Here is a 12589-nt window from a genome sequence, read left to right as displayed (position 1 = left end):
TCTGGAGATGGCATCATGCACAATCAAACCGAAGCAGCCTCAGGCCAAGCCCACGCACTTCGTGCGATGTTTGCTGCGCGCAAGCGCGTGTTTATCGACCTTCTGCGCTGGGACCTGCCAGTCCTCGCCGACAAGTACGAGGTCGATCAATTCGACAACCAGCAGGCCGATTACCTGATCCTGCTCGATGAGAACGGTGAGCACCGCGCTTCGACCAGGCTGCTGCGCACCGACGCCCCCACATCCTGCGCGACATGTTTCCGGTGCTATGCCCTGGCCCAATTCCGTGCGGTCCCACGACACGGGAAATAACCCGCTTCTGCCTAGACCTGCGGCTGACTGCTGCCGAGCGCAAGGTCGCGCGCAACGAGCTCGTCACCGCCCTGGTCCAATATGCGCTGAGGAACGGCATCACGGATTATACAGGTGTCGCTGGCCTTGCCTGGTATCGGCAAATCCGGAGATTCGGGTGGCAGTGCCGGGCGCTTGGAGACCCCGTAACCCATGATGGGCAAAAGCTCGTCGGGCTGCATATCAGCGTCGACGGGCATACGCTCGCAGGGGTCAAGCAGGCTGGCTGCTTTGCCGAGCCGACTATCGAAATGCCTGCTGCGACGGGAGGAGCGGCATGACGCCCGTCACAATCGAGCCATGGCTCAATGCGTTGATGGCGCAAGGCTACTGCGTCATCCCGCAGCTTCTTCCGCCACAGACTTTGTCCGATCTGGCTCACGACCTGGAGGACGCGTTCAGAGCCACCCCGTTCGGCCAGGGTCATTTCTACGGCTATCGGACCAAGCGCTTCGGCAGCCTGCTGCGTCGATCGTCCCGCGCTCCGGAAATCGTCATGGAGCCAACGGTGCTGGCCCTGGCTCAAGCACTGCTGGGTTCCGCCTGTGACAGAATCCAGCTCAACGTCGCCCAGGCCATCGCAATCCATCCTGGCGAACTCGAGCAATTCCCTCACTGCGATCAGGACATGTGGGGCGGCGTGAAGGGCGCACACGAATATCTCCTGAACGTGATCTGGCCCCTGGATCCCTTCACGCCTGACAACGGTGCCACCCGGATCTACCCCGGTACGCATCGAAATCCGCCAACGAGTTTCGCAGAGCTTCCAGAGCCCGTCATCACCCAGTGCGAACCCGGTTCTGCCATCTGCTTTCTGGGCTCGACGCTGCATGGCGCCGGCCCGAACAGATCTGACGGGGTCAGGCGCGCCGTCGTCGTCGGGTACAGTCTCGGCTGGCTCAAGCCTTACGAAAACATGTGGCTGGCCTATCCGCCAAAGGTCGCAAGGACATTCTCGCCAGAACTCGCGGCGCTTGTCGGCTATGCCCAGCACCGCCCCAATCTTGGGAACTACGAAGGGCAATGCCCTTCCGTGCTGCTCAATCGCGCAAGGCGGGGCCCGATCGGCGCCGTCGATGCATTGCGCCCCGACCAGGCTACAATGCTCTCGGATTTCGCGCGGGCGCAGGGGGCACAGCGATGAGCCCGGCGCATGTCCTCGAGCCGACATACGCGTCCATCAAGCAAAAGTTGCTGGATGGAGCCTGGCCACCAGGCTCTCGCCTGGAGAGCGGACGGATCGCCGACCTGGTGGGCGTAAGCATGACCCCGGTTCGCGACAGTCTCAATCGACTTGTTGGCGAGCGTTTAGTGGACCTGCAGCCAGGTTTCGGCTTCCATGTGCCGCGGCTGTGCACTTTCGATCTTCGCGAACTGCTCGAGCTCAACCTTGTGTTGGTTCGCCCTGCGATGAAGCGTATGGAGCACGCCGAGCCAACTGAAATCCCAAGCAGAAGCGCCGACCTGGCTCTGCGCTCGCGCGCAGTGTTCAGCTACATCGCCGCCGCCGCGCGCAACGAGGCTCTGACCGACGCAATAGAGTCGCTCAATGATCGCCTTCATCCTTTCCGGCGGATCGAGGCCGAGGTCTTGTGCGACGCTAAACAGGAAGTCGCAGATCTCGAGGCCATGTTGATAAACTCACCCAGTCGGCAAACTGCGGTTGCGATGCGGCGTTATCATCAGCGCCGGATTTCCGCGGCGCCACGCCTCGTTGCGATGTTACAGCAAGTTCATCCGACCAGAAGCTGACGCCGATTGGTCATCGACTATTGCCAAGTCCCTGCAATCGCGCCATCTTCTGTTTAGGCAGCACGAACAGCTGGCATAGCTGCCCGGACTAAAATTCCGCCAGGCATCAAGCACGCCTGTCCTGATGGACCGGTGGTCGGTCATCGCCACGTGAGGCCGGCACAGACCTGACTCCAAACGCAGTCGGCAACGACCTTGCCGGGCTGCCAGGATCATGCCGGCTTCGGTGCCAAGGTGTCTCCTACCAGATTTTCGCCTGCGCTGATGTCGCCACGCGACAGCACGCTCGACCAGGCGTACCGCGAAGAGCAGGCCAGGTTGAAGCGCTACTTCGATTGGAAGGCAGGGCCAGACGCATCCGCAGACCTGGTCCAGGATGTCTTTGTCAGAGCCTTGGGCAGAAGTCAGAGTGAGCGCCTAGAGAACCCCGCAGGCTATCTCTGGCGGATTGCCCAGAACCTCTTGATTGACACGTTGCGTGTCCGAAAGCGGCGAGGGCCGCAAGTCCAGTTCGACGAAGCGCAGCATTCGCCCGATCTTGCCGATCAGGCAGCGATCCTTGAAGCTGCCCAGTTGCAGTTACGCTACGAGACGGCACTGGCGGCACTCCCCAAGAGGACGCGCGACATATTCCTGATGCACCGGGTCGATGAGCTGACCTATCAGGAGATAGCTCTGGCCACAGGCCTCACCCCTGCGGGGGTCGAATATCACATGTCGAAGGCGCTTGCACATCTTGCCAAACGTCTCGCAGTGCACAGGTGAGCCTTCAGCGATGAGTGGTGAGGGGGAGCCGACAGCGAACGCAACGCGGTCGCCACCGACGAGGCCGCGCTCTGGTTTGTCATATTGCGGGGGCCTGATCCAGATCGACACCGTGCCAAATTCGAGAAATGGCGCGACGCAAGCGAATTGAACCGGGCGGCGTTTGAGCAGGTAGCTGCCACATTCGAAGGAGCGGAGGTTCTCAAGACGTCGGCCGACCAGCGGCATCGTCCGCTGCCGCGTGACCGTCGGGATACCCGCTCGTGGGTCCCGGTCGCACTTGCCGCAAGTGTCGCTGTCACCCTTGTCGCGGGGGCTGCCTGGGGACCTCTACTCAGTTTGCAACAGCAGGCCTCAGGTGGGCGTGCCACCACGTTCGCGACCGACCATGGCTCAATGCGCACGGTGCAACTAGCGCAGGGTGCAAGTCTCGCGCTGGATTCTGCGACTGAAGTGCGCCTCGAGAACCAGGACGGGGATCCGGTCGTCACCGTGGTCAAGGGACGTGCCCAGTTGCGGTTTCGCGGCAGCACCACTGAATGGTTGGTGCGTGTGGGCGACAGCGAGATGACCTCGCGAAACGGCATCTTCGACGTGAGCTGGCGCGGTGAAGATGCGCCGTCTGTGCAGCTCTATGCGGGAGAAGCCAGAACGCGGCCCGTCATGCAAAGTGCAGCCTACTTCGTCAGCGGCGAGCCGCTTCCTGTCGGCCGGGCAGTGCGGCTTGCGCGAGGCAGGGCCGAGCCGCTGCGGCCGCGCTATGCTGCGGATGAGCGAGACTGGCCGCAAGGGTGGGTGCAGTATCGCAGTGTCCCTTTGTCTGACCTGGTGCATACCGTAAACGGCTACGCCGGAAAGCCCATCATTCTTTCGGATCCTGCGCTTGGCAGCCTTCGCATTTCCGGCCGCTTCCGGATCGTAGATCCATCCGCGGTCGCCCTAAACCTGGGGCGCGTATTCACCCTGAGGATCACGGAACGCCCCGACGGATTCTATATCGATCGACCCTGAAAATTTATTTGCAATTGCAACTAGGGTCCCTGCAGGCCCCGACGTCATTGCCCTCATCGCCCGGCTGCTCTCGCGCAACCGGGTCAACGAGAATGAGGGAACTATCGATGACCTGCTCACCCCTACGGCTTGCCAGCTTACTTGGCGGCGCATGCATCCTGCTGACGGCCATGCCCGCTGCGGCGCAAGAGGCACGCTATGATTTCGAGATTTCCGAGACTGACCTCGGTGCAGCGCTCATGGCTGTAGCTGCCAGGGCAGGGTGGCAGGTCTATGCTCCGGCCGATGCCGTCAGCAGCCGTCGGGTCGAGCCCTTGCGCGGCACCATGACAGTCGAGGACGCCGTAGCCAGGCTTCTGTCAGGAACCGGGCTGCGGGCAAGTTTCTCGAACCGCACGATCGTCATTACCATGCCCGACAAGGCCGCATTCCCCGCTGATGCCGATGCGCCGATTGTCGTCACGGGGTCCTTGATCCGTGGTGCCGAAGTGGCAGCGCCGGTGATCAGGTTATCGCGCGAGACCATCGTCGCTGCTGGGCAAACCGATTCTGGCGAAGCCCTACGTGCGATCCCGCAAAATTTTGCCGGTGGCCAGAACCCGGGGTCGGAACAGGTGCGGGCCTGATCAACACCAACGTCAACTCAGCAGCGAGCGCGAATCTGCGAGGCCTCGGACCAGACGCAACCCTGACGCTGCTCAACGGCCACAGGCTGCCCTACGATTCGGCTTTTGGTGGCGTCGATATCTCCGCCATACCGGTTGCGGCGCTCGAGCGCATCGAAGTCGTGCCCGATGGTGCCTCGGCCCTCTATGGTTCGGATGCCGTAGCCGGTGTCGTCAACGTGATCCTGCGGCGTAACTACAGCGGCCTTGCAACGTCCGCCCAGATCGGCGCCGCAACCAATGGCGGCTATTTTCGCCAGCAAGCCGATGTCGCGGGCGGCACGCAATGGTCCTCCGGCGGCGCCATGCTGGCTTATGACTATGCGCACAATTCCGCGATCTCTGCGGGGCAGCGCAATTATGCATCCTCGCTCGACGCCAGGGCATCGTTGTACCCTGAGCAAAGGCGCCACGCCGCGCTGATGACGCTTCACCAGGATTTGGGTGAGCGCCTCACCTTCAGCATGGATGTGCTCTATTCGAGGCGGACATCGCGTACGATCGGCGGTACCGCATCTTCGCGCTATCTGTTCGCGCCGCGGGTCACCACGTTTTCCATCGCGCCAGAGCTGCGATTGGAAGCAGGAGGTGACTGGAGCATCAAGCTCTTGGGAGCCTTCGGGCGCGACCGCACCCGCTACCATACCACCTTCACCCCCTCGGGTAGCATGCCCACGGTAACCCAGGGTTGCTACTGCAACGATGCCACTTCGGCAGAAGTCAACGCGACCGGCCCGCTCTTCGCACTTGCCGGTGGTCCCGCTCGCCTCGCCATCGGCGGCGGCTATCGCGACAATGGCATGAGCTTCACGCGGGTTGTCGGAGCGACCTTGGCCCAGGCCTTCGATGTGTCGCGCCACAGCGTCTATGGATTCGGGGAAGTGTTCCTGCCCTTTGTTTCTTCAGAAAACGGCATCGCCGGGATCAACCGGCTCAGCCTGTCAGCCGCCATGCGCTACGAAGACTACCCGGGCATGGCGCACGTTGCGACGCCGCGTCTCGGGCTGATCTACGCGCCAGTGCGCGACGTCACCTTGAAGGCCTCGTGGGCGCGCTCGTTCAAGGCGCCAACGCTGTACCAACAATATGTCGGGTACCAGGCCTATCTTCTGCCTGCAGCTGCCTTCGGCGCCGGCACCGGCGCCCAGACGGTTCTCTATACCAGCGGCGGCAATCCTGTCCTGAAGCCCGAGCGGGCGCGTTCGTGGACGGCCGGGTTCGTGATCAGCCCCGCTGCTTTGCCCAACCTGACCTTCGAAGCGAGCTATTTCGACATCCGTTATCGCGACAGGGTTGTCCAGCCCATTGCCGGTTCGATAGCAGCTGCCTTTACCGATCCTGCGTACGCTTCCCTGATCGATCGCGATCCCGCTGCAGGTCGACTGAGCCAGCTCATAGAAGGGGCACAGCTCGGTCTGCAGAACTTTACGGGCCGCCCCTATGATCCCGCCGCGGTCGTCGCGCTGGTCGACAATCGCAATCTCAATGTCGCCATCCAGCACATCAAAGGGGTCGATGCGTCTTTCAGCTGGCACAAGGACCTGGGATCGGATCGTTCGCTCACGGCCAATCTTGCCGGCTCGTGGCTCGACAGCGGCCAACAGGTCAACGCGGCGTTGCCCGAGGCCGATCTTGCGGGAACCCTGTTCAATCCGCCGAAGTTCCGCGGTCGCGGCAGCGTCGCTTACCAGTCGCGTGAGGTTCTGGCCTCGGCCTATGTCAATTACACCGGTGCACTTGCCGACCGCCGCTTCGCGACGCCTGTGCGCATTGCACCACAAGCAACAGTCGATCTTGCGCTGCGTTATACCGCGATTGCAGGTGCCGGTGACGAACCAGGTCTGGCCCTCTCGCTTGTCGTCAACAACGTCGCCAACAAGAAGCCGCAGATCATTCGCACGACGGGGCCGACCGACACGCCCTATGATTCGACCAACTACTCCCCGATTGGCCGATTTGTGGCCCTCGGCTTGTCGAGGCGGTGGTGATGCTGAACAGTGCAGCGCTCATGTTGGCTCAGGCTGTCGTGCCTGGGCCTTCCGTCCCTACAACGGGTGAAGCAGTCGATCCTTGTCTGTCGCTTGAATCAGAGGCCTTGGGGCCCGGTGAGGAAATGAGGACCGAGCTCACTTCAAGCGATTTGGCGACTGTCGCCGATATCGGGCGTTCGGATCCCAACGAGTCCACCAGCCCATTTGGGGTATCGCCCGACGGGAAGCAGATCGCCTTCCTTGTGCGCCGGGCCAATCCGCGAGCCAATGCCTTCTGCCAGAAGTTGATAGTCGCGAGCCTGGCCAGGGAGGGAGCGCCGCCGCGAGAAGTCGACCGCGGCGGCGCTTTCATCCGGGCAACCTTTGCCTTGCGCAATTTCCCTGTTGTCGGCGCGGGGTACGCTCAGGTCATCACCCCGCGCTGGTCTCCGGATGGCCAGCGTATTGCCTTTCTCAAGCGTATCTCGGACCAGACCCAGGTCTGGACCGTGAACGTGGCTGGCAACGCTCCGGCGAGGCAAGCAACGGCTCTGCCCGACGATGTCGAGGACTTTCGCTGGAGCACAGACGGGAAGGCACTCGTTGCGCAAACGCGGCCATCATTGCGTGAAACGAACGCGCGGATTGGAGCTGAGGCGCGGACGGGTTTTGTGTTCGACGATCGCTTCTCGCCGCAGTTTGCGGATCGTCCCTTGCCCACAGGGCCGATGGTCATGTCGTATACCGCGGTAGACGATGCTGGTTTTGTGCGCCCTGCCACTGATGCCGAAATCGGTGCCTTCGGGAACCAGCGCGCCACTCCGGGCGACGAAATCCCGGTCGGGGCGCGGGGTTTTACAAAGAGAGGGGATGGCGGCGCCGCCTGGATAGAGAGCAAGGCCCCCGGTCGACTGATCGCGCCGACCCGCCTTGTCCTGCGACTGCCAGGCGGTGCAACCCGGCTTTGTGACACGGCGCTCTGCGACGGCGCGCGGCACCTGTGGTGGGCAGCCAATACTGGGGACCTCTACGTGCTGCAGAAGACCGGATGGGGGCAGAGCCAGACAGGCTTGCTGCGTTGGAACGTGTCCTGGCCTCGCCCAAAACGTGTTTTCGTGACCGAAGATGCTTTGATCGGCTGCACGATGTCTGGACCCGAGCTTGTCTGCGCGCGCGAGGGTGCCGCGCGACCCCGCCGCCTCGTCGCGATTGATCCTGCGACGGGTCGGGAGCGCCTGATCCACGATCCGAACCGCGACTGGTCAAGGTTCACACTCGGCGCGGTCCAGCGGTTACGGTTTCGCAATACCTTTGGTGTGGAAAGTTTTGCCGACCTCGTGCTCCCGCCGGATCACGGGCGAGGGCAGAAGCACCCCTCGTTGTCGTCCAGTACGGCAGCGACGGATTCCTTCGCGGCGGCACCGGTGATGAGGTCCCTGTCCAGGTGCTCGCCGCGAAGGGATTTGCGGTGCTGAGCTTTGCCCGTCCAGACTTTCCGGCCTGGGTCATGGAGGCAAAGGACGAGCAGGAACTGCGGGCGCGCAATCGTACCGACTGGCTCGATCGCCGAAGCGTGCAGTCCTCGCTCGAGATGGCCATTGCACAGGCCCTCGCCACAGGCGCTGTTGATGCCGACCGGATGGGGATCAGCGGGTTCAGCGACGGGACGTCCACCACCCAATGGGCGCTGATCAATTCGAAGCTGTTCAAGGTCGCGAGCCTGGGTGCGTGCTGCGAGGATATGATCTCCTATCCGCTCGCAGCAGGCCCCTATTTCGAGAGGTTCGGGCGCGAAATGGGCTACCGCTTCTTCGAGGGCGACGCCCGGGATTTCTGGAAGCCGATGTCATTGGTACTCAACGCGGACAGGATTGAGGCACCGATTTTGGTCCAGACCGGCGACAGCGAATACGAGGCGGGTCTCGATGTCTTTGCTGCCTTGCGCAAGCAGGGCAAGGCCATCGAAATGATCGTGCTGGAGAACGAGCCGCATTTCAAATGGCAACCTGCGCACCGGCCTGCGATCTACGAGCGTTCGGTCGACTGGTTTCGCTTCTGGTTGATGCACGAGCTGGATTGCACACCTGACAAGGGTGATCAGTACGAGCGCTGGAAGGCCATGCCCGGCGCGCCTCCAGCCGAGGCCCTGCGTTGCGGATAACCAGACGCGGACTGAGGCAAAACACTGCACATCAAGGTTGCCATGAGCGCGCCCAGGCTTCGGCTTCGACAAGATCCAACAGGCGGTAGATGGTGGGCTCTTTTCCATGTGGGTCGCTGGCTATGGCCTGCTCAATCGCGGCTGCATCGAGTAGTCCGTTGGCCCTCAACAGGCCACCGAGAAGCATGTCCCTGATCAGCGTCCGATTGTGCGCGAAGATCACGCGCATGACACTGTCGGGGCCGGCCTTGGACACGCGGCGTACGACCGCGGCGGGCAGTTCTTGCGCGAAGGCAGCACGGGCCAGCGCCCGGTTGATCCCGCCGTGGCACCAGATCCACGTTGGGATCGACAGACACAGCTCAAGAAGGGGTTGGCTCATCAAGGGTGAGAACTGCAGCGGGTCTGCAGGACCGCTGGCGGAATGAATGAAGTTCTGCGTGCGCAGGAGCAATGTCAGGTGATCGATCTTGCCGGGGTGGGTGAGTGGAACCGCCTGCGCCAAGTCCGCAATCACCTCGGGGGTGCCAAAATCGGGCACATCGCTTGCCAGCAATCGCCGATCTGCCGCCCATGCCGCAGGCCGACTTCCGCGGCGCGCCCGCATGGACAATGCGCGCGCCATGGCCGGCACGGTCGTTTGCGCGATCCGACACATGTCGAGATAAGTTGCCGCCGCGCCGTGCGACAGGCCCTCGCTACGCCAACGGTCGAGGATCGGCGCCGCAGAATGCAGATAGCAGAACAGATTGTCGCCGCCATTGCCATCGACGACCGCGCTGGCCCCAGACCGGCCAGCGGCTTTGATTGCGTGGCGCCGGACTTCCTGCATGAACGCCTTGCCAGAGGGGCGCGCCAAGCCCAGCGAAACCGGAGCGGCCAGATCGACCCTTTCGGGAGTGTAGCAAGCCTCGAAGCATTCGACGCCCAACGCATTGGCAAGCATCCGCACAGGCACGCGCTCGTCGCCGCTGGGATCGCCCGTTGCAATCGTCAGGCAAGCGAAGTCCTGACCGACGGTCGCAAGCGCGGCGGCGATCAGCGAGGAATCGACTCCGCCCGAAGCCGATACCAGCAGGCGGCCAGATACGCTTCCCCACGCTCGCATGACGCGTTGCGCCGTATTGCGCAATTCAACGGCCAATTCGTCAAAGGCTTGTGTCTCTTTGTCCGGCATGAATTGGGTAGCATGCCACACGGCTACCGACGTTGCGCCTTCGTTGGTCCACGACGTCATTTGTCCGGCGGGCAGTTCTTCGATGCCGGCAAGGCAGGTTCGCTGATCGCGCCAATCTGGCCGTTGGAGATGTGAAGCCAAGTCATGCCAGGAAACACGGGGTTTCGGGGAGCAATGCGAATTGAGCAGCGTGAGATCGCTCGTGCAAGCCTGACCCTCGGCGATCTCCGATCGATACACTGGGAGCAGTCCGGAAGGGTCCGGGTAAACGCGCAAGTGCAGTCCCTCGACGAGCAAGGCGACGTAGGCGCCCCAACATTGGCTCGTTAGCCATAGCGCGAAGCTTGATGGGTCATGACGCTGCAGGATATCTCGAGGCAAGCGGGTCACGTGGCGGCCTGTCGTCCTCTCGAAGAGATAGCCGATCACGATGCCGCGTTCGCCAGCGTCAAGAACGTGCTCCTCGTGTTCGGCCCACAGTCGAGGACCATCGGGTCTTGGAACGCGGCACGGTCGACCGGTCGACAACGCGATGCGCTCGATGTTGCCCGCACTCGCTTTCGGCCAGGTCAACAGGAAGCGGACCGGTTTCACAGGATCAGGATCGGTTTGTAGCGTGCCGCCTCTTCCACGCTTTCGTTAAGTAGGAGGTGACCAGCCTGCACCCAGCAATGGGCGGCAAAGGGCCTGAGCTTGACGCCAATGATGACCTGACAAGCGCAGTCCGATTTCGCCATCAAGCGCGCAAGCGCGATCGAGCGGGGCAAGCATCGGTCGACTGCGCTTCGAACAAGCCCAGCGTCCTCGAAGGCCTTCACCAGTGCGGCGTGTTCCGCACCGAAAGGTCTGCGCGCGTGCCGCGAGCACAGCACTGAACGCAACTCTGACAGAACCGTGTGCAAGCCACGTCTGGCCAGCCTGCGCTCGATAGCACGCTGGTCCCAGAGCGCGCGAGCGATCAGGGAAGACGAGAAGCCGCATCCCTGCAGATCGGCGGCTTCTACTGGATGGATTCCACCCCTTGTGCGCGAAGTGGAGCGAGTGAAACGAACTGGTCAAGTCCTGCTGAATGCAACGCGGGGGCAAATGCCACGCCATTGATCAGACTGGCGAGAAAAGCGGCATTGGCAGTTTCCGGCAACCGGAAGTAGTGGTCGCGAGCCAGATCGAGGAACAGCGCCGTATCTTCGATGACGCAGAAGCTCAATGCGGGGAGGGGAGTGGTCATGGGAAACTGCGCCGAAGGGCGCATGCCCTGAAACTGGGACATGCGCCCGAGCCGGTCACTCGGCAGCGATGCCGGGAGGAACCGGAGGTTGCCACCGCTGACGTCGAGTTCGACGATCGCTTGGCCCTTGGTGGTGGTCGAGGCTTCACCCAGATCGATCAGGGTGTCCTCGCGGGGAGTGTTCTCGGTCATGAACTTCATCCTTCTTGGCTAAATGCGACTCCATTGTCGCAGGCCAAGGATGATCCCGACCGGCATTGCCAGCCATTTTATAATGGCTTTATTTTGAGCAGCTTGGGGCAGGGATATGAAATGACCGGGACATGAAACGGATCGTTGGGGACCCACACCGCAGCCTTTAGCTTTTCGGCCTGGACATGCGCAGCGGCGACCCGGTCACTCAGGAGCAGCAGCGCAACGCAAATCAATTGCATCATGGCCCTGCAACTGCCCGGAAGAGAAACACGTTTCTTGATAAATTGCCATAATACAATGCGTTAAACAGAATTCATATTGGTGCATCGCCGGCCAATTGCTGCTAGGCTTGCGGCACGATGCGTACCGCTCTCGATCATCTTCCACCACACAAGCAACGTGAGATCGAGCGCGTCGTCCAGCTTGTTTTCGAGGAGTTTGAAGACAGCTTTGCTCTGGCGCGCCGCGAATGGAAGAAACAGGGCCGGATCCTCAAGGTCGTACTTTACGGCTCCTATGCGCGCGGCGGTTGGGTAGACGAGCCGCACACCGCCAAGGGCTACAAGTCTGACTACGACCTCCTCATCATCGTCAACGATGCGCGGCTGACCGACCGGGTAAAGTACTGGTCGCGGCTCGATGAGCGCCTGATGCGCGAGTACGGGGTGACCGGCACGCTCAAGACGCCCGTCAACTTCATCGTCCACACGCTGGGCGAGGTGAACGATGGGCTGGCGCACGGGCGCTACTTCTTCATCGACGTCGCCAGGGACGGCATCGCGCTCTACCAGGCGGACGAGGAGGAGCTGCATCAGCCTAAGCCCAAGACGCCTCAGCAAGCTGCGGCGATGGCACGAGAGTATTTCGAGGAGTGGTTTCCAAACTCCTTGAGGCGTTTCGAAAGCGCGAAATTTCTGCTGGATAAGGGATATGAAAAGCAAGCTGCGTTCGATTTGCATCAGACCACGGAGGGCCTGTACCACTGTGTTTTGCTCACGGTGACGTTCTACACGCCGCACGTGCATAATCTCGGTTTCTTGCGCACCCAGGCCGAACGGCTCGATCGGCGGCTTGTCCATGTGTGGCCGGCGGACAACCGCAAGCAGCGCGCAATGTTTGTGAAACTCAAGGAAGCCTATGTGAAGGCCCGGTATTCCAAGCATTACCGTATTTCTGGCGAGGAACTGGCTTGGCTTGCTATGCAGGTCGAGGAACTCGGTCGCGTTGTCCACGCAATCTGCTCAGAGCGCATAGCCGAACTCGAAGCGCAGGTCCGGCGGCAGACGGTCTGAGCCGTGATTTCGTTGCTTAGCC

Annotated in this window: 12 protein-coding genes and 2 pseudogenes; 11 read left to right on the top strand and 3 right to left on the bottom strand. The window is 61.9% G+C overall.

Annotated features, from left to right (window positions below):
- Nucleotides 1-15 precede the first annotated feature (15 nt).
- The 10 genes and pseudogenes from C7W88_RS22220 to C7W88_RS22180 all read left to right on the top strand — a co-directional run bounded on the left by C7W88_RS22220 (nt 16) and on the right by C7W88_RS22180 (nt 8675).
- Nucleotides 16-632: pseudogene (locus C7W88_RS22220) on the top strand (acyl-homoserine-lactone synthase).
- Nucleotides 629-1495 (top strand): phytanoyl-CoA dioxygenase family protein, encoded by an 867-nt coding sequence (locus C7W88_RS22215; protein WP_118075782.1) that lies wholly within the window; start codon nt 629-631, stop codon nt 1493-1495. The pseudogene C7W88_RS22220 and the gene C7W88_RS22215 overlap by 4 nt, the downstream one beginning before the upstream one ends.
- Nucleotides 1492-2103, top strand: a complete 612-nt coding sequence (locus C7W88_RS22210) for a GntR family transcriptional regulator (protein WP_162896306.1) — start codon at nt 1492-1494, stop codon at nt 2101-2103. The genes C7W88_RS22215 and C7W88_RS22210 overlap by 4 nt, the downstream gene beginning before the upstream one ends.
- A gap of 264 nt (nt 2104-2367) precedes the next feature.
- The gene (locus C7W88_RS22205) at nt 2368-2868 is read left to right on the top strand and encodes an RNA polymerase sigma factor (RefSeq protein ID WP_118075778.1); all 501 of its coding nucleotides are present in this window, start codon (nt 2368-2370) and stop codon (nt 2866-2868) included.
- 84 nt (nt 2869-2952) lie between these two features.
- The gene (locus C7W88_RS22200; protein WP_118075776.1) at nt 2953-3879 is read left to right on the top strand and encodes a FecR domain-containing protein; all 927 of its coding nucleotides are present in this window, start codon (nt 2953-2955) and stop codon (nt 3877-3879) included.
- A 107-nt stretch (nt 3880-3986) separates the two neighbouring features.
- Nucleotides 3987-4505, top strand: coding sequence for an STN domain-containing protein (locus C7W88_RS22195; RefSeq protein WP_162896305.1), 519 nt, complete (start codon nt 3987-3989; stop codon nt 4503-4505).
- Nucleotides 4391-4657: pseudogene (locus tag C7W88_RS25025) on the top strand (TonB-dependent receptor plug domain-containing protein); the annotation flags it as partial. The gene C7W88_RS22195 and the pseudogene C7W88_RS25025, both read left to right, overlap by 115 nt.
- A 9-nt stretch (nt 4658-4666) precedes the next feature.
- Complete coding sequence (locus C7W88_RS22190) at nt 4667-6532, top strand: TonB-dependent siderophore receptor (RefSeq protein ID WP_162896304.1); 1866 nt, start codon at nt 4667-4669, stop codon at nt 6530-6532.
- 125 nt (nt 6533-6657) lie between these two features.
- Complete coding sequence (locus C7W88_RS22185; RefSeq protein WP_162896303.1) at nt 6658-7989, top strand: Atxe2 family lasso peptide isopeptidase; 1332 nt, start codon at nt 6658-6660, stop codon at nt 7987-7989.
- The gene (locus C7W88_RS22180; protein WP_118075768.1) at nt 7959-8675 is read left to right on the top strand and encodes a prolyl oligopeptidase family serine peptidase; all 717 of its coding nucleotides are present in this window, start codon (nt 7959-7961) and stop codon (nt 8673-8675) included. Before C7W88_RS22185 ends, C7W88_RS22180 begins: the two co-directional genes overlap by 31 nt.
- A 31-nt stretch (nt 8676-8706) precedes the next feature.
- Here C7W88_RS22180 and C7W88_RS22175 read toward each other — a convergent pair whose 3' ends face one another.
- The 3 genes from C7W88_RS22175 to C7W88_RS22160 all read right to left on the bottom strand — a co-directional run bounded on the left by C7W88_RS22175 (nt 8707) and on the right by C7W88_RS22160 (nt 11272).
- Complete coding sequence (locus tag C7W88_RS22175) at nt 8707-10281, bottom strand: asparagine synthase-related protein (protein WP_168905531.1); 1575 nt, start codon at nt 10279-10281, stop codon at nt 8707-8709.
- Between the two features lie 161 nt (nt 10282-10442).
- Nucleotides 10443-10754, bottom strand: a complete 312-nt coding sequence (locus tag C7W88_RS22165; RefSeq protein ID WP_240345050.1) for a lasso peptide biosynthesis B2 protein — start codon at nt 10752-10754, stop codon at nt 10443-10445.
- Between the two features lie 98 nt (nt 10755-10852).
- Nucleotides 10853-11272 (bottom strand): hypothetical protein, encoded by a 420-nt coding sequence (locus C7W88_RS22160; protein WP_162896302.1) that lies wholly within the window; start codon nt 11270-11272, stop codon nt 10853-10855.
- Nucleotides 11273-11634: 362 nt separating this feature from the next.
- On the opposite strand from C7W88_RS22160, the gene C7W88_RS22155 reads away from it, so the two are divergent.
- Nucleotides 11635-12567 (top strand): nucleotidyltransferase and HEPN domain-containing protein, encoded by a 933-nt coding sequence (locus C7W88_RS22155; RefSeq protein WP_118075759.1) that lies wholly within the window; start codon nt 11635-11637, stop codon nt 12565-12567.
- Nucleotides 12568-12589 lie beyond the last annotated feature (22 nt).

This window comes from Novosphingobium sp. THN1, from assembly GCF_003454795.1.
Taxonomy (GTDB): Bacteria; Pseudomonadota; Alphaproteobacteria; order Sphingomonadales; family Sphingomonadaceae; genus Novosphingobium.
This window is presented reverse-complemented; position numbering and strand designations above follow the sequence as displayed.